Below are 22,604 nucleotides of genomic sequence, written 5' to 3' on the forward strand. Positions count from 1 at the left end.
CTCGGCGACGCGAATACGCGCTCGGGGGCGGGGTCAGCTCGCGGAGGCGATGCCGTCGGGGACGGCGGGGGAGGATGCCTCGTCGATCTCGAGACCGAACAGCGCCGACACGGCGGTGAAGACGTCGTCGGCGCGGCCCTGCTCGGCCAGTTCGTGGGCGCGCACGGTGGGGGTGTGCATGAGCACCCCGGCCAGGTGGCGCAGCGCCTGCTCGGTCGTGCCGTCGTCGCCCCGGCCCCGCGCGCGGGCGATCTCGGTCTCGAGTACGGCGGCCACATGGGCCCGCATGGCCACGACGGCGGGCGTCACGCTGCGACGCTCGCCGGCGACGACGAAGCGCGCGGCGGCGTCGGCCACGAGCCGGCGGGCGTCGTCGGTAGCCTGCAGTTCCTCCAGCGGCGCGTGCAGGCGGATGGTCTCGAGGTCCAGCAGATCGGTGTCGGCGACGGCGGCGACGTCGTGGTCGACGTTGCGCGGCAGGCCCAGGTCGATCACGAGGCGGCGCGCCGGGTGCAGTGCGGCATCCGTCGCCGCCAGACCCTCGGCGAACGTCGCCGCCGACAGCACGGGGTGCTCGGCGCTCGTGCAGGTGATGACGAGGTCGGCGGTGGCGACGGCAGCGGCGAAGGCTGCCGCGGGCACCGGCTGCAGCGCGTGCCGGCCGGCGAACAGCGCCTCCCGACCCGACGGCGAGGCGACCGAGATGTCGGCGGCGCCGCGGTCGCGCAGCGCCGCGACGGTGGCCGCGGCATACGAGCCGGTGCCGACCATGACCACGCGCAGCTGCGACCAGTCGGTGACGCGGCTGTCGGCCAGCTCCAGGGAGAGGCGGACGAGCGAGCGGCCGGCGCGACCGATCGCGGTGGCGTTCTTGATGCCGCGCTGGGTCTCGCTGGCGCGCTGGAACAGGCGCTCGAGTTCGGGGGAGGTGGTGCCGTGCTCGCGGGCCTCGGTGAGCGCGCGGCGCACCTGGCCGGCGATCTCGCCCTCGCCGATGACGACGGATTCGAGGCCGGATGCCACCGAGAAGAGGTGATGGGCGACGTCATCGCCTGCCACGACCTCGTAGAACCCCTCGAGCTCGGTCGGTGTCACACCGGTGGCGGATTCGATCGCGAGGAGGGCGGCCTCGACGCCGACGGCTCCGGCCGCGGTGACGGGCTCGTCCATCTCGACGTACGCCTCGAAGCGGTTGCAGGTCGCCACGACCACGGCTCCCTGCACGCATTCGTCGTGCCCGGCGATGGTCGCGGCGACGCGGTCGGTGTGCACGCTGAGTCGTTCGAGCAACTCGAACGGGGCGGTCTTATGACTCGCGGAGACACACAGCAGCACCCTAGAAGGGTACCTGGCCCTCGGCTGGGAATCGCGGGAGCGCCGGGTGGGAGGATGGAGCAATGGCCACCGCCCCTCTTCTGCGCGCCCTCCACGGCGACCGTCCGGAGCAGCTTCCCGTCTGGTTCATGAGACAAGCCGGGCGCTCCCTTCCCGAATACCGCGACCTTCGCGTGGGCACCCGCATGCTCGACGCGTGCCTCGACCCGGCGCTCGCCGCCGAGATCACGCTGCAGCCGGTGCGCCGGCACGGGGTGGATGCCGCGGTGTTCTTCAGCGACATCGTCGTGCCGCTGCTGCTGGCCGGCATCGACGTCGAGATCCAGCCCGGCCGCGGCCCCGTCTTCGCCGACCCCGTCCGCACGACCGCGGACGTCGACCGCATCACGGCGATCGACCCCGCCGAGGTCGTCGCCGCAGCCGGCCCCGTCGCCGAGGCGGTCGGCATCGTCGCGCGTGAGCTCGGCGACGTGCCCGTCATCGGCTTCGCCGGTGCGCCCTTCACCCTGGCGGCCTACCTCGTCGAGGGCGGGCCGTCGAAGGAGCACCTGCGCGCCCGCGGCATGATGCACGCCGACCCCGAAGCCTGGCATCGCCTGGCCGGTTGGCTCGCCCAGGTGTCGCATGCCTTCCTGCAGGTGCAGGTGGATGCCGGCGCCTCCGCCGTGCAGCTGTTCGACTCGTGGGCGGGGTCGCTGTCGGTCGCCGATTACCGCGCCCACATCGCCCCGCACTCGCACACCGCCCTCGAGGGCATCGCGGTGCCGCGCATCCACTTCGGCGTCGGCACCGCGCACCTGCTCCCCGACATGCGCCTGAACGGGCTCGCCGACGCCGTCGGCGTCGACTGGCGCACCCCGCTGGATGAAGCCGCCGCGATCGTCGGCCCCGACGTCACCCTGCAGGGCAACATCGACCCCGCGCTGCTGACCGCGCCCTGGCCGGTGCTTGCCGCCCACGTGCGCGACGTCATCGCCCGCGGTGGCGCGGCGCGCGCGCACATCCTCAACCTCGGTCACGGTGTGCCGCCCGAGACGGACCCGACGGTGCTCACCCGCATCGTCGCCCTCGCCCACGGAGAGGACGTATGAGCGACATCGAGGACATCGTCGCCCACGCCCAGGAGTCGCGCATCGTCGTGATCGGCGGTGGCATGGGCGGGCTCGTCGCCGCGCTCGAATGCGCGAAGGTGGGTCTGCCGGTGACGCTGCTCGAGGCATCCGACCGCCTCGGCGGCGTCGTGCGCTCCGCCGAGCTCGACGGGGTGAGCGTCGACGTCGGCGCCGAGAGCTTCGCCGTGCGCGGCGGGGCGGTGGCCGAGCTCGTGGGCGAGCTGGGGCTGGCGGATGCCGTCGTGTCGCCCGCCGCGGGCGGCGCCTGGGTCGCCGGCCTCCCCGGCGGCGGGGCGGCACCCCTGCCGACCGGCGGCATGCTCGGCATCCCTGCGAACATCTGGGCCGACGACGTGCGGCGCATCATCGGCTGGCGGGGCGTCTGGCGGGCCTACCTCGACCGCCTGCGCCCGCCCATGACCATCGGGCACGAGCGCAGTCTCGGGGCGCTCGTGCGCGGGCGCATGGGTCCCGCCGTGCTCGACCGGCTGGTGGCGCCCGTGACGTCGGGGGTCTACTCGGCGCGTCCCGACGACATCGACGTCGATCTCGCCGCCCCGGGCCTGAACACCGCACTCACCCGCACCGGGTCGCTCTCGGGAGCGGTCGCGCAGCTGCGCGGCGACAGCACCACGGCCCCCGGCTCCGCCGTGCGCGGTCTCGCCGGCGGCATGACGCGTCTGGTCGATGCGCTGCGCGAGCGCCTCGAGGAGCTCGGGGTCGAGGTGCGGCTGAACACGCCCGCGCAGGCGATCGTGCGCGACGGCGACCAGTGGGTCGTCGAGACCTCGGCCGGCGACGTCGCGAGCCCGGCTCCCTCCGGCGGGGCGGATGCCGCGGGCGACGCGACGCCGGCCACCGGCTCGATCGAGGCGGCCATGGTGCAGCCGTCGGCCGACGCCGCCGTCGAGGCGCCGACGCCCCTGCGGGTGCCCGCGCATGCCGTCATCGTGGCCACCGGCGAAGCCGCCGCCCGGCATCTGCTGGCGCCGGTCGTGCCCAATCTCGACCCCGGCAGCGAGACCGCGCCGGTCGTGGAGATCGTCACCCTCGTGCTCGACGCCCCGGCACTGGACGCCCACCCCCGCGGCACCGGCGTGCTCACCGTCCCGGGCTCGCACACCGCCAAGGCGCTCACGCACTCCACCGCGAAGTGGGGGTGGCTGCGCGAGGCGACCCCCCACCACATCGTGCGGGTCTCCTTCGGTGCGCAGGGCGAGGCGCCCGCCACCGAGGCGCTGGACGACGACGCGGCCGCCGCGCTCGCGCTGTCGGAGGCATCGACCCTGCTGGGGGTGGCGCTCGAGCCGTCGCAGCTGCGCGCCGCGCATCGCGATCGCTACGTGCAGTCGCAGCCGGCGGCATCCCTCGGCCGCGCCGCGTTGACGGCCGCCGCCCGTGCCGCCGTGCACGCCACCCCGGGGCTCGCCGCGACCGGCGCCTGGCTGTCGGGAACGGGCCTGGCGCAGGTCGTCCCCGACGCGATCGCCGAGGCCGAACGGGTGCGCCGTGAGGCGCTGTGGGGCGACGCCGCGGTCATCGACTAACCCACGACGCCCCCTGCGCGCAACCCCGGATGCTCCGATTGGCATACGGGGCTAACCTGGGACCACGAAGCATCTCCATCGAGCGTGAGGAGACCCCATGAGGGGCAAAGTAGGACTCGTCGTCGGGCTGGCCGCGGGCTACGTCCTGGGTACGCGCGCCGGTCGTGATCGCTACGAGCAGATCAAGGCGCAGGCCATGAAGGTCTGGGAGCTCGACCCCGTGCAGAAGCAGGTGAGCAAGGTGACGGAGCTGGGCAAGTCCGCCCTCATGTCCCTCCCCAACGCCCTGTGGGACAGCGCCGTCAAGGTCACCAAGGCCGCCACCAAGAGCGGTGCGACGCCGGGCCAGCGGCTCGACGAGGCCATCGCCAGCGGCAAGGAGTCCGTCGACGAGGTCGCCGAGGCTGCCGAGGCGACGGCGAACGAGGTCCGCAAGGCCGCCCACGGCGCGATGGACGACATCCAGAAGGCCGCGGACAGCTGAGATGACCACCCCCCGCGGCTTCCGAGACCGCACCGACGACAGCCTGATGACGCTGCTCGGTGAGGTGCCCGAGCTCGTGCGCAACCTGGTCCTGGCCGAAATCGACTCCGCCAAGAAGTGGCTGTCGAAGACGGGGAAGGATGCCGGCGTCGGCGGGCTGTGGTTCCTCGCCGCCCTGTTCGTGCTGTTCTGGTCGATCCCCGCGCTCGGCGCCTTCATCATCATCGGGCTCTCGTCCTGGTGGCATCCGTGGGTGTCGGCGCTCGTCGTCTTCGTCCTGATGCTGCTGGTGACCGCTGTGCTGGCGCTGCTGGGGTACCTCCGGTTCAAGCGCCTCTCGTCACGGGAGACCCCCGTCAAGGCGATCGCCACCGACGCCCAGATCGTGAAGGATGCCGCGAATGAGTTCTGACCGCCCCATCCCCGTCCCGCGCACGGCCGTGCCGCTGGGCATCACGGACCCGGTCGAGAAGGCGCGCGCCGAACTGAAGGCGGCGCTGTTCGCCATCGAGGAGAAGGCGAACGTGCCCAAGCGCGTCGGTGAGGCCACCGACCGCGGTGTCGCCGAGGCGCGCCTGTTCGCCCGCCACAACCCCACCGGCGCGATCGTCGCGACCGTCGGGGCGGCGGCGGCCGTGGGCCTGGCGGTGTGGGGGATCGTGCGCCTCATCGCGCGCTGACCCGACCGTCGATACGTGCGGTGCCCGAATCGCCGCGGACGGCGGCGGTTTGCCGCGCCGCGACACGCGAGGGAGACTGAGTAGATGTCCGACTCCTCTTTCACGCTCTGGTCCGTGCTGCGCCGGGACCCCCTCCACCCGGTGACCGAGCAGGACGGCGGTGAGCTCGAGCAGCTCGTCGCCGACCTCGCCGAAGGCGGCACGACGGTGCGTGGGTTCTACGACGTCAGCGGCCTGCGCGCCGACGCCGATGTGATGATCTGGTTGCACGGCGCCACCGCAGAGGGCCTCCAGCGCGACCTGCGGCGTCTGCGCCGCACCGGGCTGCTGCAGCCGCTGCTGCCCACCTGGAGCGCGATGGGCGTGCACCGCGACGCCGAGTTCAACCGTGCCCACGTGCCCGGGTTCCTCCGCGGCATCCCGGCCAAGCAGTGGCTGACCGTCTACCCGTTCGTGCGCAGCTACGAGTGGTACCTCCTGCCCGAAGAGGAGCGCCGGGCCATGCTCGCCGACCACGGCCGCAAGGGCGCCGCGTTCACCGGCGTCGTCGCGAACACCGTGGCATCCTTCGCCCTCGGCGACTGGGAATGGCTGCTGCCCATGGAGGCCGACGAGCTCACCGACCTCGTCGACATGATGCGGGAGCTGCGCTACACCGAGGCACGCCGTCATGTGCGCGAGGAGGTTCCGTTCTTCACGGGCCGCCTGGTCACGCCGGCCGAGCTCGTCGAGGTGCTGGCATGAGGATGCCGCGATGATGCGCACGTTCCGCCTGGGCACGCGCCGCAGCAACCTCGCGATGGCGCAGTCGCAGCAGGTGGCCGACACGATCACCGCCGCGACCGGCCACCCTGTCGAGCTCGTGCCGATCGTGTCGGAGGGCGACGTCTCCCGCGCCTCGCTCTCGCAGATGGGCGGTACGGGCGTGTTCGCCACGGCGCTGCGCGAAGCGCTGCTGGCGGGGGAGTGCGACTTCCTCGTGCATTCGCTGAAGGACCTCCCCACCACGCAGCCGCCCGCGCTCGTCATCGCCGCCACGCCGGTGCGCGAGGACGCCCGCGACGTCGTGGTCACCCGCGACGGCACCCCGCTGCACCTGCTGCGTCCCGGCGCGCTCGTCGGCACGGGCTCCCCCCGCCGCCGCGCCCAGGTGCACCGCCGCAACCCCCGGGTCGAGGTGCGGGATCTGCGCGGCAACGTCGACTCCCGGCTGCAGCGCGTGCGCGACGGCGAACTGGATGCCGTTGTGCTCGCCGCCGCCGGTCTCTCGCGCATCGGCATCGATCTCGGCGACCTCGGGCTCGAACCGCTGGGCCTGGCCGCGTGGCCGACGGCTGCGGGGCAGGGCGCACTCGCGGTGGAGACCATCGCCGACGCGGCCGACGACCTGCAGGCGGCGCTCGCCCGCATCGACGACACCACGACGCGCATCGCCGTGACGGCGGAGCGCACGGTGCTGGCGGCGCTGGAAGCGGGATGCCACGCTCCCGTGGGCGTGCACGCCGACCTCACCGGCGACGACCTGCGCATCGACGCGGTCGTCTACGCGCTCGATGGGAGCCGGCGGATCGGGCTGGACCGAGCCACCGTCTTCCCGCGGGAGTATGGTGGGTCCGAGGGCAGCGGCGATGGTGCGGATGCTGCCGAAGACGCGAGCCCGATCGCGTACGCCGTACGCGCCGGGTCTGACGTCGCTCGTCGGTTGCTCGAAAACGGAGCAGCCGAACTGGTACCACGAGAGTCGACCCCATGAACACCACCTCCTGGCAGTCGCAGCCGGCCAAACCGTTGACCGGCTGGCGCGTGCTGGTGCCCCGCGGCGGACCGTGGGGTGACGGCGTCGCCGCCACCCTGCGGGTGCAGGGCGCGACCCCGGTCATCGCCCCGCTCATCAACTTCGCCCCGTCGACCGATCAGGCCACCCTCGAGCAGGCCCTCGCCGACCTCGGCGCCGGCGTCTTCGACTGGCTGACCGTCACGAGCGCCACGACCGTCGACGTGCTCTACGCCTATCGCGCGCAGATCCCCGCCACCACGCGGGTCGCCGCGGTCGGCGAGACCACTGCGGCGGCGCTCACCGCCGTCGGCTACAAGGTCGACCTCGTGCCCGACGACGACAACTCCGCCGCCGGGATGGCCGACCAGCTGATCGCGCTGGAAGCCGAGCCCCGCGACGTGCTCACCCTCCGCAGCGAGATCGCCAAGCCCGTGCTCACCGAGCGGCTGACCGAAGCCGGCCACCGGGTGCGCAGCGTCGTGGCCTACCGCACCGTCGGGGTGCCGGTGACCGACAAGATCGCCGAAGACGTGCGCAGCGGCCGCATCAACGCGATCCTCATCACGAGCGGCTCGGTCGCCGAGCAGGTGCGCGAGCAGTTCCCCGAGATCCCCGCGACCACCGTGCTCGCCGCGATCGGTCCCCGCACCGCGCACGATGCCCGCAAGCTCGGCCTTCCCGTCGACGTCGTCGCCGCCGAGCAGACCGCCGCCGCCCTCATCGGCGCGGTGTCGGCGCTCGCCCTGCCGCACGCCAGCGACGAGACGGTGCCGTGAGCTTTCCCGCCCATCGTCCGCGGCGCCTGCGCCAGTCGCCGGCGGTACGCCGACTCATGCGCGAGACGCACCTGGTGCCCTCGCAGCTCATCCTCCCCGCCTTCGTGCGCGAAGGCATCACCGAGCCCCACCCGATCGGGTCGATGCCCGGCGTCGTGCAGCACTCGCTCGATTCGCTGCGCCGCGCGGCGACGGAGGCTGCCACCGCCGGTGTCGGCGGCATCATGCTCTTCGGGGTGCCCGCCGTGCGCGACGCGATCGGCTCGGGCGCGGATGACCCCCGCGGCATCCTGAACGTCGCGACCGAGGCACTCGTCGCCGAGGTCGGGGACGCGCTCGTCGTGCAGACGGACCTGTGCCTGGACGAGTTCACCGACCACGGCCACTGCGGCGTGCTGCGACCCGACGGCGGCGTCGACAACGACGCGACCCTCGAGCGCTATGCCGCGATGGCGCTCGCGCAGGCGGCGGCCGGCTCCCACCTGCTGGGGCTGTCGGGCATGATGGACGGCCAGGTCGCCCACATCCGCGCGGCGCTCGAGGCCGCCGGGTTCACCGACACGCTCATCCTGGCGTACGCGGCGAAGTACGCCGGCGCGTTCTACGGCCCGTTCCGCGAGGCCGTCGACTCGCAGCTGCAGGGCGACCGCCGCACCTACCAGCTCGACCCGCCCAACGCCCGTGAGGGTGTGCGCGAGGCGGTGACAGATGTCGACGAGGGCGCCGACATCGTGATGGTCAAGCCCGCGCTGCCCTACCTCGACGTGCTCGCCGCCGTCCGTGACGCCGTCGACGTGCCGGTGTGGGCGTACCAGGTGTCGGGCGAGTACGCGATGATCGAGGCCGCCGCCGCGCAGGGCTGGATCGACCGCCGCGGCGCGATCACCGAGTCGCTCGTCGCGATCCGTCGCGCCGGTGCCGACGCCGTGCTGACCTACTGGGCCGTCGAGGCGGCCGGATGGCTGCGCGAAGGACTGTGACCCACCCCGTCGCCGGGCGGCATGCCGCCTTGCGGTGCGGCGGGCAGGCGGTCTCCCGCGCCCGCAGAGAGGAACCGACCCATGACCGACCGTAACGAGCAGCTGTTCGCCCACGCCCGAGAGGTGATCCCCGGCGGGGTGAATTCGCCGGTGCGCGCCTACGGCTCCGTCGGGGGGACGCCGCGTTTCGTGACCGCCGCCCGCGGCGCGTACATCACCGACGCCGACGGGCGCGAGTACGTCGACCTCGTGGCCTCGTGGGGTCCTGCCCTGCTCGGCCACGCGCACCCCGAGGTCGTCGCGGCCGTGCAGGAGGCGGCATCGCGTGGCCTGTCGTTCGGCGCCCCCACCGGCGCCGAAGTGGAGCTGGCCGACCTCATCGCCGCGCGCGTGGCCGCAGGCGACCGGCGGCCCGTCGAGCGCGTGCGGCTGGTGTCCACCGGCACCGAGGCGACCATGACCGCGATCCGCCTCGCCCGCGGCTACACCGGCCGCGACCTGCTGATCAAGTTCGCCGGCCACTACCACGGGCACTCCGACGGACTGCTGGCCGAAGCCGGCTCGGGGGTCGCGACCCTCGCGCTGCCGGGTTCTGCGGGCGTGCCCGCGGCCATCGCGGCGCAGACCCTCGTGCTCCCGTACAACGACCTGGCCGCCGTCGAGGAGGCCTTCGAGCTGCACGGCAAGCGCATCGCCGCCGTGATCGTCGAGGCCGCCGCGGCGAACATGGGCGTCGTCCCGCCGCTGCCCGGGTTCAACGCCGCGCTCACCGCGCTCGCGCACGATCACGGCGCGCTGCTGATCCTCGACGAGGTGCTCACCGGCTTCCGGGTGCACCCCGCCGGGTTCTGGGGCCTGCAGCAGGACGCGGGGGAGGAGTACACCCCCGACCTGTTCACGTTCGGCAAGGTCGTCGGCGGCGGCATGCCGCTGGCGGCGCTCGGCGGGCGGGCGGACGTCATGGACATGCTCGCCCCGGTCGGGCCCGTGTACCAGGCGGGGACGCTCTCGGGCAATCCGCTGTCGGTGGCGGCGGGCATCGCGACGCTGCAGCTGGCGACGCCGGAGGTCTACGCACGGGTGGATGCCGCGGCATCCGTCGTCGCCGATGCGCTCGATGCCGCCCTCACCGATGCCGGGGTCGTGCACGCCGTGCCGCGGGCGGGGTCGCTCTTCGGCGTCGCGATGCTGCCCGAGGCGCCGCGGTCGTATGCCGAGGCGCTGCAGCAGCAGGCCGCGCGCTACACCCCGTTCTTCCACGCGATGCTCGACGCGGGGGTGTCGCTGCCGCCGAGTGTGTACGAGGCGTGGTTCCTCACCGCCGCGCACGACGACGCCGCGCTCGCGCGGGTGCTCGACGCGCTGCCCGGCGCCGCCCGCGCCGCCGCCGGCGCCGCCGCCTGACCCGCACCCGCCGCGTGGGCGGCCGGGGCGGCGTGGGCTGCTCCGGTGTCACTTCCGCACAGTCGCGCGTCGTCACACCCGCCATTGGTGACACCGGAGCGGCGCTGGCTGGGCGGCGGGGGGTGGGGTGGGGCTGCTCCGGTGTCACTTCCGCACAGTCGCGCGCCGTCGCACCCGCCATTGGTGACACCGGAGCGGCGCGGGCTGGGCGGCGGGAGCAGGCTCGGGGGCGGGGGCAGGGTGGGGCGACCGTAGGGTGGTGGGGTGGCATCCTCCCCTCGCGTCGTGGTGCTCGCCGGCGGTGTCGGCGGGTCGAAGTTCGTCCTCGGCGTGCGGGAATCGCTCGCGCGGCGCGGGGCGCCGGAGCCCACGGTCATCGTCAACACCGGCGACGACCTGTGGCTGTCGGGGGTGCGCCTGCAGCCCGATGTGGATTCGATCCTCTACGCGCTCGCCGGGGTCAACGACACCGAACGCGGGTGGGGCCGCGCCGGCGACACCGAACGCGTCAACCACGAGCTGCAGCAATGGGGCACCGGCTGGCCGTGGTTCACCCTCGGCGACCTCGACCTCGGCACGCATCTCGCCCGCACCGGCTGGCTGCGCGAGGGCCTCACCCCCACTGCGGTGCTCGGCAGGCTGTCCGAGCGCTGGCCCCTCGGCGTGCGGATGCTGCCCATGACCGACACCGAGGTCGACACCCACGTGCGGGTCGCCGGCGGCGACGTGCTGCATTTCCAGGAGTGGTGGACCCGACACCGCGCGCAGCTGACTCCGGAGGCGTTTGTGAACCCCGGGATGGATGCCGCGCGCCCCGCTCCCGGCGTCGTCGAGGCGATCGCCGACGCCGACGTCGTGCTGATCGCGCCCTCGAACCCGGTCGTGTCGATCGGCCCCATCCTCGCGGTGCCCGGAATGCGCGACGCCCTCGCCGCGACCTCCGCGCGCGTCGTGGGGGTGTCGCCGATCATCGGCGGCGCCGTCGTGCGCGGCATGGCCGACGTGTGCCTCACCGCGATCGGAGTGGCCACCGCCGCCGATGCCGTGGCCGCGCACTACGGCTCCCGCCGTGACGGCGGCCTGCTCGATGCCTGGCTCCTCGCCGAGGAGGATGCCGCGCTCGCGCCGGCCGTGGACGCGCTCGGGATGCGCGCGACCGTCGCGCCGCTGTGGATGCGCGATGTCGCGTCCTCTGCGGCGATCGTCGACACCGCGCTGGTCGCCGCCGGGGTCTGAACCGCGAGGTGCCCGGGACGCTACAGCGCCATCCGCATGACGGTGATCCCCGCCGCGGCGGACTCCGCGGCATCCCGTCGCATGCCCACTTTCTCCGCGACGCGGGCCGACGCGGCATTGTCGGGATGCACGAGCGCCCGCAGTTCGGTGAATCCGAGCGACCGCGCGAGGTCGCGGCTGGCGGCGGCCGCCTCCGCGGCGTACCCGCGGCCCTGCAGCGGCGGGGACACGTGGTAGCCCACCTCCAGCACGCGGCGGTCGCCGAGCGGCTGCCACGTGAGCCCGCAGTCGCCGACGAACCGGCCCGCGGCATCCTCCACCACCCACAGGCCGAAGCCGTCGTCGAGGTAGCGCTGCCGGCTGCGGGCGATCCACTCCGCCGCCTCCGCGCGGCTGCGGGGTGCCGGGTAGTACCGCATCACGTCGGGGTCGCCGAGGAGCACCGCCATGTCGTCGAGGTCGTCGGCGCGCATCTCGCGCAGCCGCAGCCGCGCGGTGGGCGCCGGCGCGGTGTCGCCCCGCCGGGCCGCCCGCAGCAGTGCGGCCGTGCGGGGACCGACCGCCAGCTCGCCGAGAGAGTCCAGCTGCGCGGCGGTGTCGACGTCGCGCCGCAGGCCGGATGCCGCGTCCACCCCGAGCGGGGCGGCACCGAGCCGGCGGTGCCGCGCGAACGAGTCGAGGCCGAACCGGGATCCCCACTCCACGCCCGCGGCGGCGGTCAGCAGCGTCGAGCCGGTGCCCTCCGCATCGGGGACGACGGCCCGGTCGACGGCGGCCGCGTCGCGCAGCGCGGCGGCGAGTTCGCTCGGTCGCAGCCCCGCGACGTCGCCGAGCAGTGCGGCGCGCGGACGGTGCGCGTGCGCGGCCGTGCCCGCGGCGATCGCGGCGTTGAGCCCGCCACCGGGGTCGGCGACGACGGTCACCGGAGCCGCCGGGGCGGAGGGGACGGTGGTTGCGGCATCCGGATCGTCCGTCACCACCACGACCAGACCGACCCCTGCGGCCTGCGCCGCGGCGTCGATCGTGTCGCGGGCGATCGCACGCGCGAGCGCGACGCGGTCGATGCCCGCCACCGTCAGCCGGGACTTCCCGGCCGCGGCCGGCTTCACCGGTACGACCACGACCCAGTCATCGCCCGCGTCCTGTCGGAATTCAGGCTCCGCGTCGGTGTCGGCACCCGCATCCGCCGCGACAGGCCGCGGAGCCTGAATTCCGACGGGCGCGCGCTGCGTCACTCGCCGAACCGGGCGCGCAGGCGTGGCAGGATCTCGGCGCCGTAGGTGCGCAGGAACGTCTCCTGGTCGTGACCGGGGTCGTGGAAGACGAGGTGACGGAACCCGAGGTCGACGTACCGGGCGATCTGCTCCACGTGCTCGTCGGGGTCGGTCGAGACGATGAAGCGCGACGCCGCCCGCTCGATCGGCAGCGCGTCGGCGCGCCGCTGCATCTCGAGCGGGTCGTGGATGCCGGTCTTCTCCTCGGGCGACAACGCCAGCGGGGCCCAGAACCGGGTCTTCTCCAGCGCCTGCTCGCGGGTGTCGGCGAGCGACACCTTCACCTCGATGAGGGTGTCGACGTCGTCCGCGGTGCGTCCGGCCTTCTCGAGGCCCTCCTCGAGCGCGGGCAGCAGCTTGTCGGTGTACAGCACCGGATCCTTGCCGCTGGTCGTGATCCACCCGTCGGCCATGCGCCCCGCCAGCCGCGTGGCGGCGGGGCCGGATGCGCCGATGTAGATCGGCACCGGCCGGTCGGGACGGTCGTAGACGGTGGCATCGTTCACGTGCCAGAAGTTGCCCTCGTACGTCACCCGCTCGTCCGCCCACAGTTCGCGGATGAGAGTGATCGCCTCCTTCATGCGCTGGAAGCGCTCGGGCGGGTCGGGCCAGTCCAGGCCCAGAGTGACCTCGTTGAGCGCCTCCCCGGTGCCGACGCCGAGGATGATCCGCTCGGGGAACATCACCCCGAGCGTCGCGAACGCCTGCGCGATGACGGCCGGGTGGTAGCGGAACGTGGGAGTCAGCACCGAGGTGCCGAGCAGTACGCGGGAGGTGCGCGCGCCCACCGCGCCGAGCCACGGCAGCGCGGCGGGGGCGTGGCCACCCTCGTGCATCCATGGCTGGAAGTGGTCGGAGATGAACACCGAGTCGAACCCGACGTCTTCGGCGAGCACGGCGAAATCTGCCAGCTGTGCGGGCCCGAACTGCTCGGCCGATGCCTTGTATCCGAGGCGGATCGGAAGGGTCATGCGGGTCTCCTCTCCTCCCCGCCCCGGTGGGCGGGTGCGGTCATGAACTCCGAGCCGTCGGCGCGGGCGAGCCGCGCGCGGAACGCGTCGACGGTACCCGGCCACAGCAGCGTCAGCCGCCCGCGATCGACGTACCAGTTGCGGCAGCCGCCGGTCAGCCACGGGGTCGCCGCGGCTGACCGGTCGATCTCGGCGGTGTAGTCGGCCTCGGCATCCGGATGCACGCGCAGCACGCCGTCGGGCGCCGTGGCGCGCTGCACGAGCGCCCGCACGGCGTAGGCGGCCTGCTCCTCGAGCATGAGAACGGAGGAGTTGTGGCCGAGGGAGGCGTTGGGGCCGTCGAGCACGAACATGTTCGGGAAGTCCGAGACGACCGTCGAGGCGAACGAGGTCATCCCGTCCGACCAGTGCTCGGCGAGGGTTTCACCGCGCTCACCGGTGACGAGCTCGGCGTAGGGCTGGCGCTGCGAGACGAAGCCGGTCGCCAGCACGAGCGCGTCGGCGGTGTAGCGGGCTCCGGATGCCGCGACGAGCTCGGCACCGGACACCGCGGCGAGAGCCGACGGCTCGAGGGTGACGGCGGGGGAGGCGACGGCCGGGTAGAAGTCGTCGGACAGCAGCACCCGCTTGCATCCGAAGGCGTAGTCGGGAGTGAGGGTGCGCCGCAGTGACGGGTCGCCGACCTGGCTCGCGAGGTGGGCGAGGGCGACGTCGCGGGCGGCGGTGGATGCCGCGGCGTCGCCCGATCGCGACGCGTACCGCGCCTCGCCCTCGACGTACAGGGCGGCGCGGAGCGCGGCGAGCTCCTCCGGGTGGGTCGCGAAACGGTCGCGTTCGGCCTCGTCGTAGGGGTGCTCGCCGCGGGGCACGATCCACGCGGGGGTGCGCTGGAACAGGGTGACGTGCGCGGCGGTCTCGGCCAGGCGCGGCACGAGCTGCACGGCGCTGGCGCCGGTGCCGACGACCGCGACGTGGGCGCCGGTGAGGTCGGCGGAGTGGTCCCACCGGGCGGAGTGGAAGATCGGGCCGGCGAACTGCTCCAGTCCCGGGATCTCGGGGATCGCCGGCTCGGTGAGTCGCCCGCAGGCGAGCACGAGGACGTCGGCGGTGAGGATGCCTGCGGGGGTGTCGATGCGCCAGTGCGACGCCGTGGCATCCCACCGGGCGGCGAGCAGGGGCGTGGACAGCCGCAGCCGGTCGCCGAGGTCCTCGACGTCGGCGACGTGCTCGAGGTAGCGGCGGATCTCCGTGCCCGTGGCATAGAGCCCCGACCAGTGCGGGTTCGGGTGGGTCGCGAAGCCGTACAGGTGCGAGGGCACGTCGCAGGCGACGCCCGGGTAGGTGTTGTCGCGCCAGGTGCCGCCGACGGATGCCGCGCGCTCGAGGATCGCGAACGATCCCCTGCCGGCGCGGCGGAGGGCGATCGCCATGCCGAGGCCGGCGAACCCGGCGCCGACGATCGCGACCTCGACGTGGTCGGTCACGCCCCGCCCCCGTCCGCGTCCGTCGCGTGCCCGCCGGTCGCCTGCCCGCCGGTCCCGGGCCCGCCGGTCGCGTGCCCGCCGGTCCAGGGCTGCTCGAGTGTCACTTGCGCACGGTGTTGGCGCGTGACACCCACCACACGTGACACCGGAGCAGCGCTCGGCGGCGGCGGCGCGGCGGGGGGTGGCGCGGCGGCGGCGGGACGGGGCGTGCCGTAGTCCGTCGTGCGGAGGCGGAACGGGCGGAACAGGCGCGCCGCGATGCGCGCGGCGTCGGTGGCCGGCAGCTCCTGACCGTGCTCGATGCCCGCGGCGGGCCGCACCCTGCCATCCAGCAGCGCGCCGCCGAGGTCGTCGCCGCCCGCGCGCAGCAGCACGGCGGCCGCCTCGCGACCGACGCGCGGCCACGGGATCTGCACGTGCGGGATCGAGCCGTTGAGCGCGAGGCGCGCGACGGCGGTCATCGCCCGGTGCTCGTCGATCGAGCTGCGCCCGGTCACGAGCGGCACACCTGCGGCGGGTCCGGGCAGCGGGATCGGGACGAACTCGGTGAACCCGCCCCCGGTGCCGGCGGATGCCGCAGCCTCCTGCAGCCGGCGCAGCAGCCGCAGATGCGCGATGCGTTCGCCGGCGGTCTCGACATGCCCGTAGAACAGCACGCTCGTGGACCGGAAGCCGTGACGGTGCGCGGCCGAGATGCCCTCGACCCACCGGTCGACCTCGAGGTCGGTGGGAAACAGCGCGGCGCGCACCCGCTCGGTCGCGACCTTCACACCGGTGCCCGGCACCGTGTCGACGCCGGCGTCGCGGAGCGCCGCGAGGGCGCCATCCAGTCCCAGCCCGCCGCGTTCGGCGAGGTCCCAGACGTCCTGCGGGCGGTAGGCGTGCAGGTGGATGCCGGGGGTTGCGGCCTTCACCGCGCGGGCGATCGCGAGGTAGCCGGACGGGTCGACGGTGGCCGGCAGCACCCCCTGCACGCACAGCTCGGTCGCACCGAGGGCGACGGCATCCGCCGCGATCGCCGCGACGTCGTCGAGGTCGAACTCGTCCGGGGCGGCCGCGCCGCCCGCGCGCAGGCCGCTCGAGGTGAGGTTGCGGTTGACCACCAGGCTCACGGCCTCACCCACGGTGTAGCGCCGCACGTCGTCGGCAGCCGCGACGACGGCCTCGAGCCCGTCGCCGGTGGCCCGCAGCAGGACTTCCCAGTCGTCGTCCCCGAGCGCGAGCGGCTCGGATGCCGCCTGTTCGGCGAGCCGGGCGGCGGTCGTGCCGCCGGCGGGGCGTGCATAACGTCGCTGATCCGTGCCGTTCGCGTCCGATTCCGGCCTCGAAGACGCCGAATCGGCCGGATCAGCGACGTTGTGCGCGGGAGCGGCGCGAGTGGCACCGGCACCCGCGCCACCGGCACCCGCGGCACCGGCACCCCCGGCCGCGAGGCCCGTCGCGGAGTCGGCGAGCGCGGCGACCGGGGCGTGCATCGCGGGGTCGAGCCACTCGTCCGCGCGATGGAGGTATTCGGGGTGCGCGGTGAGGCGCTCGCGCAGCGTGAAGCCGAGTGCCGCCGTGCGCGCGGCGAGGTCGTCGAGGTGCGGCCAGGGACGCTCCGGGTTGACGTGGTCGGCCGTCACCGGCGACACCCCGCCCCAGTCGTCCGCGCCGGCCCGCACCAGCAGGTCGAACTCGGCGGGATCCGACAGGTTCGGCGGCACCTGCACCCGCATGCGCGGCCCGAGCACGAGGCGGGCCACCGCGACGGCCGCGACGTACTCCATCAGCGCGGCATCGGGGGTGGTGCGGGCGGCCGTGCCGGGCTTCGCGCGGAAGTTCTGCACGATGACCTCCTGCACGTGGCCGTGCCGCTCGTGCGCGTCACGGATGGCCACGAGCGACTCGGCCCGGTCGCGCAGCGTCTCGCCGATGCCGACCAGGATGCCGGTGGTGAACGGCACCCGCGCGCGCCCGGCGTCTTCGATCACCCGCAGCCGCACCGCAGGGTCCTTGTCGGGCGAGCCGTAGTGCACCTGCCCGGGCTCGGCGAACAGCCGCTCCGACGTGGTCTCGAGCATCATGCCCATCGACGGCGCGGTGGGGCGCAGCGCGATCAGCTCGTCGTGGGTCATCACGCCCGGGTTGAGATGGGCGAGCAGGCCGGTCTCGGCGGTGATGAGCCGCGCCATCGCCCCCACGTAATCCAGCGTCGAGGCGTAGCCGTGCTCGTCGAGCCAGGCGCGCGCCGCCGGCCACCGCTCCTCCGGCCGGTCGCCGAGGGTCAGCAGCGCCTCCTTGCAGCCGTGCGCCTGCCCCTGCCGCACGACCGCGAGCACCTGCGCTTCGGTCATGAACAACGGCTTGTGCAGCGCGGCCAGCTGGCCGGGGGTGTCGACGAACACGCAGTAATGGCAGCGGTCGCGGCAGAGCGTCGTGAGGGGGACGAACACCTTGCGGGAGTACGTGATGATCCCCGGGCGCCCGGATGCCGCGAGCCCGGCGTCCCTGGCATGTCCGGCGGCCCGCAGCAAGCGCTCGAACGCGCCGCCGGTCGCGTGCAGCAGCACCTCGGCGTCCATCGCATCGAGGCGCTCGCCGGCCTCGGCACGCGCGAGCGTGGCATCGACGGTCGCCGCCGCGGGGGAAGGCTGCAGCAGGGTCACCGATCCAGTCTTGCACCGTCCGGCGTCGCAGGGTCCGCACAGATCGTTGCCGTCCCGTAAGCAAACACGGAGCGTTGCGCTGGCAGACTAGAACCCATGGTGACCCTCCTGCTGGATTCGACGCGGCTCGAGGTCGTGCTGTCGGCCACCGAGCGCGCGCTCGCATTCCACAAGGGGAATGTGATCATCCCGCGGGAGACGATCGCGAAGGTGCAGCTCATCGACGACCCGTGGACCTGGGTGCGCGGCATCCAGAGCCCGGGCACGCGCCTGCCCGGTGTGATCGCGATGGGAACGTGGAAGTCGGTCAACGGCGAGGACTTCGTCATCGTGCGTCGCCGGCGTCCCGGTGTCGTCATCGACCTCGAGGGGCACCCCGAGTTCGACCGCGTGGTGCTGACCACGCGCCACGGCCTGGCACTCGTGCAGTCGCTGCACGTGGATGCCGGTGAGCAGCCCGCCGACGTCGTGGACCTCGCCACGGGCGCGGTCGCGACCGAACCCGCGCGCCCCGCGAAGAAGACGCCGGCGAAGCCGAAGGCGGCGCCGAAGTCCGCCGCAGCGGCGAAGAAGCCCGCCGCGAGCAAGACCGCCGCCGCGAGCAAGACCGCCGCCGCGAGCAAGACCGCCGCCGCGAGCAAGACCGCGGCGACCGGGACCGAGAGCAAGCCGGCAGCGACCAAGCCCGCCGCGAGCAAGACCGCGACGCCGAAGCCCGCAACGCCCAAGACGTCGGCCGCGAAGACCGGCGCCGCAGCGACAGCAGCCGGGGCGGCGCAGAAGACCGCTCCGACGAAGAAGTCGGCGTCCGCGGCGAAGCCCGCAGCCGCCCAGCCGAAGCCCGCAGCCGCCCAGCCGAAGCCGAAGGCCGCTCCCAAGCCGGCGCCCGCGACGCCTGCCGAGGACGCCCCCGAGCCGGGCTCCGACCCGGCCCAGGCCTAGCGATCCGCCGCGCGGCTAGGCGACGTCGCGCCGCCAGCTGAACAGGTACGCCAGCACGAGCAGCACCGCCGCGACCGCCAGCAGGACGAGGCCGCCGGCCCACCACTCCAAGGGATTCCCGCCGCCGCCGCCCGTCAGGGCCTCGGCGTTGAACAGGCTCGCGCCGACGAGGGCGTCGGATGCCGCACCCGGCAGGAAGCGCACGACGTCGGCGGCGCCCTCGATGAAGGTCACGAGGGTGCGGGCGATGGGCTCGATGAACTGGGTGAACACCAGGACGCCCACGACGGCGACGATCTGGTTGCGCACGAGCGCGCCGACCGCGATGCCGATGAACACCCACAGCACGAACGCGACGATCATGCGGCCGAGCATCGCCCAGGTGTCGGTGTCGCCCAGTTGGGTCTCCACGCCCTGCAGCGCCAGCATCGCCGCCGACGGGCCGACCGATGACGCGATGCCCACGATGCCGTAGAGCACGCCCAGTCCCGCGCCCACGATGAGCTTCGCGCCCAGCACGCGGGAACGCTGCGGGGTGGCGAGGAAGGTGGGGGTGAGGGTCTGATGCCGGATCTCGGTGGTCACCATGAGGGTGCCGATGAGGAGCGGGAAGACGTACCCCATCGCCGTGGCGAGGCTGTACAGCAGCGGGGGCAGGGTGTCGCCGGGCAGCTGCGGGGCATCGCCCGGCAGCGCGCCGGTCGAGGAGGCCGCGAAGAAGAACCCGAGCGCCGCCGCCGTCGAGGCGACGTAGACGACGAGCACGATGGCGAGGATCCACCAGGTCGACGTCGAGAACTGCTTCGTGGTCTCCGACTTGACGGTGCCGACCAGGCTCATCGGGCATCCCCTTCCTGGGTGGGCTCGACAGGCGGGGCGGACTCCGCGCCCGCGGCGGAATCCCCGCCGAACGCGCTGGCGTGCACGCGCGTGCCGTCCGCGAGCTGCAGGAACACCTGCTCGAGCGACGGACCCTGCCGTTGCAGCAGGGACAGGGCGATGCCGGCGGACGCCGCGATGCGCCCGATGTCGGCGGGGTCGGCGGCATCCACGCGCAGGCCGGCGCGCAGCACCTCTGCGTTCACCCCGGCGGCCGTCAGCGCCGCGGTCAGACCGGCGCGGTCGGGGGCGTCGACGACCGTGGCGTACTCGGCGGGGTCGACGAGCTCGTCGATCGTCCCCTGGAACACCAGTCGCCCGCGGGCGATGACCAGCAGCGAATCGACCGTCTGCTGCACTTCCGACAGCAGGTGCGACGACACGAACACCGTGCGCCCCTCGCGGGCGAGGGCGCGCAGCAGGTCGCGCATCCAGCGGATGCCCTCCGGGTCGAGCCCATTGGTCGGCTCGTCGAGGACGAGCACGCCGGGGTCGCCGAGGAGCGCGGCGGCCAGTCCCAGCCGCTGGCGCATGCCCAGTGAGTAACCGCCGACCTTGCGTCCTGCGGCATCCGACAGCCCGACCAGCGCCAGCGTCTCGTCGACGCGGCGGATCGGCACATCGGATGCCTGTGCGAGCGCGGTCAGGTGGGCAGCCGCCGAGCGCCCGGGGTGGAAGCTCGACGCCTCCAGCGCCGCGCCCACGCTCTGCAACGGGTGGCGCAGCTGGGCGTAGGGGGTGCCGCCGACGGTCGCGGAGCCGTCTGTCGCCCGCACGAGCCCGAGCAGCATGCGCATCGTCGTGGTCTTGCCGGCACCGTTGGGTCCGAGGAAGCCGGTCACCAGGCCGGGTTCGACTCGGGCGGTGAAGCGGTCGACCGCGGTCAGCGGACCGAACCGTTTGGTGAGACCCGAGAACTCGAGCGTCTGTCCGTCGGGCATCCCGGGATCCTCTCGTTTTCCGACAGTCTGCCGGGGATGCACGGCGAACGCGAGCCGATAGCGTGGGGATGTGAGTCAGCCGAGCACCGAATCCCGTATCCGGGCCGAGCGCCGCGACAGCGTCGGGCAGTTGACGCTCGATCGCCCGCGCGCCATCAACGCCCTCGACCTCGGCATGATCGAGGAGCTCCAGACGGCTCTGGATGCCTGGCGCGACGACCCCGACGTGGCCGTGGTGCTGCTGGACGGCGCCGGCGACCGGGGATTGTGCGCAGGCGGCGATGTGCGCGGTCTCTACGATCAGATCGTCGCGGGCCGGCCGGGGGAGACCGGCATCTTCTTCCGCGCGGAGTACGCGCTCAACGCCGCGATCGCCGAATATCCGAAACCGGTGATCGTGCTGGCCGACGGCATCACGATGGGCGGCGGCATCGGCCTGGCCGGCCACGCGGCCGTGCGCATCGTGACCGAGCGCTCGCGGCTGGCGATGCCCGAGACGCGCATCGGGTTCACCCCCGATGTCGGCGGCACCTGGCTGCTCGGCCGCGCGCCGGGGCGGGTGGGCGAGTACCTCGGCCTCACCGGGGCGTCGATGGATGCTGCAGATGCCATCTACGCCGGCTTCGCCGACCACCTCGTGCCCTCGGAGCACCTGTCGCAGCTGCACCACGCGCTGCAGACGCGCGCCGACCCGCACACCCCCACCGAACTCACGCTGCTGTTCGATGCCACGGCCGGTCCGAGCCGGCTGGAGGCCGACCGGGTGTGGATCGACGACGCGTTCGCCGCCGACACCGTCGCCGACATCATCGCGCGCCTGCGGGCGCGGCCCGAGGCCGCGGCATCCGAGACCGCCGACACACTCGAGCAGCTGTCGCCCACGGCGCTCACGGTCACCCTCGCCGCCGTGCGGCGGGCGCGTGAGCTGCCCGACCTGCGCGCCGCGCTCGCGCAGGAGTACGGGCTGGTCATGTGGTTCGCCCAGACGCAGCCCGACCTCGTCGAGGGCATCCGCGCACAGCTGGTCGACAAGGACCGCTCGCCCCGGTGGAACCCGGCGGCGCTCGCCGATCTCGACGAGGCGATCGCGGCGGCTGCGCTCGCGTTCGTCCCCGACGTGCCGCTCTGGGCGTAGCCGCAGTCCGACCGCCGCTTGGCCGATTAGCCTGAGTGGTGGACCTGGGGAGGCAACGTGTTCGACAGTCCGCTGTCCGCGTCGGCGTACGACGTGCTCGCGGTCGACCCCGCGGCCGATGACGACGAGCTGCGCAAGGCCTACCGGCTGCGCCTGCGCCAGACGCACCCCGACACCGGCGGGGATGCCGCGGTGTTCGTGCAGGTGCAGCGCGCCTGGGAACTGGTCGGCACCCCCGAGGCGCGCGCCGCATACGACCGCGGCCACGGCTTCGGTGAGGCCGCCGTGCCCGACTTCTCCGGGTGGAAGGCGCCCGCCGCCCGCACCGACACGCGCCCCCGCGCGCGGTCGTTCGGGCATCCCGGCGGCTGGCGACGGGAGCGGTATCTCAGCCTCATCCGCGAGTGGGCGGGCCGCGGCGTGGAGCTCGCGGACCCCTACGACCCGGCGCTGGTGCGCACCGCACCGCACGACGTGCGGCGTCTGCTCGCCGACGCGCTCGCCGAGGAGGCCACCGCGCGCGTGGTCGCCGACCTCGGCATGGGGTACACCGTGTGGCACGACGTGTCGGCGCCCGGCCGCCGCGACGGGCCAGACGCCAAGCTCGATCACATCGTGCTCGGTCCCAGCGGCCTGTACGCCGTGCTGTCGGAGGATTTCGGCGGGCCGGTGCGCGTGCGCCGCGGCGAGCTGATCGGCGACGGCGTCGACGGATCGCCGATCGCCGACCTGGTCGCGCGGGCACGCATCGTCGCCCGCGCCGCCGGCGTGCGCTTCTCGGGCGCCGTCGTCGTGCTCCCCGACGACGATCTGGGACAGGCGATCGAGGAGCTCGGCAGGGTGCGGGGGCTCCCCGTGGCCGTCGTCTCCCGCAGCGCCCTGGCCACGGTGCTGCGCCGCGGCATGACCGGCGCCCGCGACATCGGCGGCAACGAGCTGTTCGACGTGCGGGCGCGGCTGCAGCGCACCGTGCGCTTCGTGTAGCAGCGGCATCCGCCC

Annotated in this window: 21 protein-coding genes; 14 read left to right on the forward strand and 7 right to left on the reverse strand. The window is 73.8% G+C overall.

Annotated features, from left to right (window positions below; translation table 11 throughout):
- Nucleotides 1–33: 33 nt before the first annotated feature.
- On the reverse strand, nucleotides 34–1,335 hold the full coding sequence (locus ACFVR6_RS01735) for a glutamyl-tRNA reductase (RefSeq protein WP_386958219.1): 1,302 nt from the start codon (nucleotides 1,333–1,335) through the stop codon (nucleotides 34–36).
- A gap of 62 nt (nucleotides 1,336–1,397) precedes the next feature.
- Between ACFVR6_RS01735 and hemE the strand changes: the two genes are divergently transcribed.
- The 11 genes from hemE (at nucleotide 1,398) to cofD (ending at nucleotide 11,331) form a co-directional block, all read left to right on the forward strand.
- Nucleotides 1,398–2,426, forward strand: coding sequence for a uroporphyrinogen decarboxylase (hemE, locus tag ACFVR6_RS01740; protein ID WP_386958221.1), 1,029 nt, complete (start codon nucleotides 1,398–1,400; stop codon nucleotides 2,424–2,426).
- Complete coding sequence (locus ACFVR6_RS01745) at nucleotides 2,423–3,994, forward strand: protoporphyrinogen/coproporphyrinogen oxidase (protein ID WP_386958223.1); 1,572 nt, start codon at nucleotides 2,423–2,425, stop codon at nucleotides 3,992–3,994. Before hemE ends, ACFVR6_RS01745 begins: the two co-directional genes overlap by 4 nt.
- A gap of 97 nt (nucleotides 3,995–4,091) precedes the next feature.
- On the forward strand, nucleotides 4,092–4,478 hold the full coding sequence (locus ACFVR6_RS01750) for a hypothetical protein (RefSeq protein ID WP_386958225.1): 387 nt from the start codon (nucleotides 4,092–4,094) through the stop codon (nucleotides 4,476–4,478).
- A gap of 1 nt (nucleotide 4,479) precedes the next feature.
- The gene (locus tag ACFVR6_RS01755; RefSeq protein WP_386958227.1) at nucleotides 4,480–4,890 is read left to right on the forward strand and encodes a phage holin family protein; all 411 of its coding nucleotides are present in this window, start codon (nucleotides 4,480–4,482) and stop codon (nucleotides 4,888–4,890) included.
- Nucleotides 4,880–5,158, forward strand: a complete 279-nt coding sequence (locus tag ACFVR6_RS01760) for a hypothetical protein (RefSeq protein ID WP_386958229.1) — start codon at nucleotides 4,880–4,882, stop codon at nucleotides 5,156–5,158. Before ACFVR6_RS01755 ends, ACFVR6_RS01760 begins: the two co-directional genes overlap by 11 nt.
- Before the next feature lie 84 nt (nucleotides 5,159–5,242).
- Nucleotides 5,243–5,902: a hydrogen peroxide-dependent heme synthase gene (gene hemQ / locus ACFVR6_RS01765; protein WP_386958231.1), complete on the forward strand. Its 660-nt coding sequence runs from the start codon at nucleotides 5,243–5,245 to the stop codon at nucleotides 5,900–5,902.
- Between the two features lie 10 nt (nucleotides 5,903–5,912).
- On the forward strand, nucleotides 5,913–6,911 hold the full coding sequence (gene hemC, locus ACFVR6_RS01770) for a hydroxymethylbilane synthase (RefSeq protein ID WP_386958233.1): 999 nt from the start codon (nucleotides 5,913–5,915) through the stop codon (nucleotides 6,909–6,911).
- Entirely contained in the window at nucleotides 6,908–7,711 is an 804-nt protein-coding gene (locus tag ACFVR6_RS01775; protein ID WP_386958235.1) for a uroporphyrinogen-III synthase, read from the forward strand. Before hemC ends, ACFVR6_RS01775 begins: the two co-directional genes overlap by 4 nt.
- Complete coding sequence (gene hemB / locus ACFVR6_RS01780; protein ID WP_386958236.1) at nucleotides 7,708–8,691, forward strand: porphobilinogen synthase; 984 nt, start codon at nucleotides 7,708–7,710, stop codon at nucleotides 8,689–8,691. The genes ACFVR6_RS01775 and hemB overlap by 4 nt, the downstream gene beginning before the upstream one ends.
- A gap of 81 nt (nucleotides 8,692–8,772) precedes the next feature.
- A complete protein-coding gene (gene hemL / locus ACFVR6_RS01785) occupies nucleotides 8,773–10,095 on the forward strand; it encodes a glutamate-1-semialdehyde 2,1-aminomutase (RefSeq protein WP_386958238.1) in 1,323 nt (440 codons plus the stop codon).
- A gap of 264 nt (nucleotides 10,096–10,359) precedes the next feature.
- Nucleotides 10,360–11,331: a 2-phospho-L-lactate transferase gene (gene cofD, locus ACFVR6_RS01790; RefSeq protein ID WP_386958240.1), complete on the forward strand. Its 972-nt coding sequence runs from the start codon at nucleotides 10,360–10,362 to the stop codon at nucleotides 11,329–11,331.
- A 20-nt stretch (nucleotides 11,332–11,351) separates the two neighbouring features.
- Here the strand turns inward: cofD and cofC are convergent, their stop codons facing one another.
- The 4 genes from cofC to cofG all read right to left on the reverse strand — a co-directional run bounded on the left by cofC (nucleotide 11,352) and on the right by cofG (nucleotide 17,708).
- Entirely contained in the window at nucleotides 11,352–12,452 is a 1,101-nt protein-coding gene (cofC, locus tag ACFVR6_RS01795; RefSeq protein WP_386958242.1) for a 2-phospho-L-lactate guanylyltransferase, read from the reverse strand.
- A gap of 110 nt (nucleotides 12,453–12,562) precedes the next feature.
- The gene (gene fgd, locus ACFVR6_RS01800; protein WP_386958244.1) at nucleotides 12,563–13,576 is read right to left on the reverse strand and encodes a glucose-6-phosphate dehydrogenase (coenzyme-F420); all 1,014 of its coding nucleotides are present in this window, start codon (nucleotides 13,574–13,576) and stop codon (nucleotides 12,563–12,565) included.
- Nucleotides 13,573–15,060: a flavin-containing monooxygenase gene (locus tag ACFVR6_RS01805; protein ID WP_386958246.1), complete on the reverse strand. Its 1,488-nt coding sequence runs from the start codon at nucleotides 15,058–15,060 to the stop codon at nucleotides 13,573–13,575. The genes fgd and ACFVR6_RS01805 overlap by 4 nt, the downstream gene beginning before the upstream one ends.
- A complete protein-coding gene (gene cofG / locus ACFVR6_RS01810; RefSeq protein WP_386958248.1) occupies nucleotides 15,057–17,708 on the reverse strand; it encodes a 7,8-didemethyl-8-hydroxy-5-deazariboflavin synthase CofG in 2,652 nt (883 codons plus the stop codon). The genes ACFVR6_RS01805 and cofG overlap by 4 nt, the downstream gene beginning before the upstream one ends.
- Nucleotides 17,709–17,804: 96 nt before the next feature.
- On the opposite strand from cofG, the gene ACFVR6_RS01815 reads away from it, so the two are divergent.
- Nucleotides 17,805–18,650, forward strand: coding sequence for a hypothetical protein (locus ACFVR6_RS01815; protein ID WP_386958250.1), 846 nt, complete (start codon nucleotides 17,805–17,807; stop codon nucleotides 18,648–18,650).
- 15 nt (nucleotides 18,651–18,665) lie between these two features.
- On the opposite strand, the gene ACFVR6_RS01820 is transcribed toward ACFVR6_RS01815, so the two are convergent.
- Nucleotides 18,666–19,490, reverse strand: a complete 825-nt coding sequence (locus ACFVR6_RS01820; protein ID WP_386958251.1) for an ABC transporter permease — start codon at nucleotides 19,488–19,490, stop codon at nucleotides 18,666–18,668.
- Nucleotides 19,487–20,470 (reverse strand): ABC transporter ATP-binding protein, encoded by a 984-nt coding sequence (locus ACFVR6_RS01825; protein WP_386958253.1) that lies wholly within the window; start codon nucleotides 20,468–20,470, stop codon nucleotides 19,487–19,489. Before ACFVR6_RS01825 ends, ACFVR6_RS01820 begins: the two co-directional genes overlap by 4 nt.
- Before the next feature lie 70 nt (nucleotides 20,471–20,540).
- Here ACFVR6_RS01825 and ACFVR6_RS01830 point away from each other — a divergent pair, with 70 nt between their 5' ends.
- Both ACFVR6_RS01830 and ACFVR6_RS01835 read left to right on the forward strand, forming a co-directional pair.
- Nucleotides 20,541–21,605, forward strand: coding sequence for an enoyl-CoA hydratase/isomerase family protein (locus ACFVR6_RS01830; protein WP_386958255.1), 1,065 nt, complete (start codon nucleotides 20,541–20,543; stop codon nucleotides 21,603–21,605).
- 57 nt (nucleotides 21,606–21,662) lie between these two features.
- Complete coding sequence (locus tag ACFVR6_RS01835) at nucleotides 21,663–22,589, forward strand: DnaJ domain-containing protein (protein WP_386958257.1); 927 nt, start codon at nucleotides 21,663–21,665, stop codon at nucleotides 22,587–22,589.
- Nucleotides 22,590–22,604: the final 15 nt, after the last annotated feature.

Source organism: Microbacterium sp. NPDC058021 (assembly GCF_042885955.1).
Taxonomy (GTDB): Bacteria; Actinomycetota; Actinomycetes; order Actinomycetales; family Microbacteriaceae; genus Microbacterium.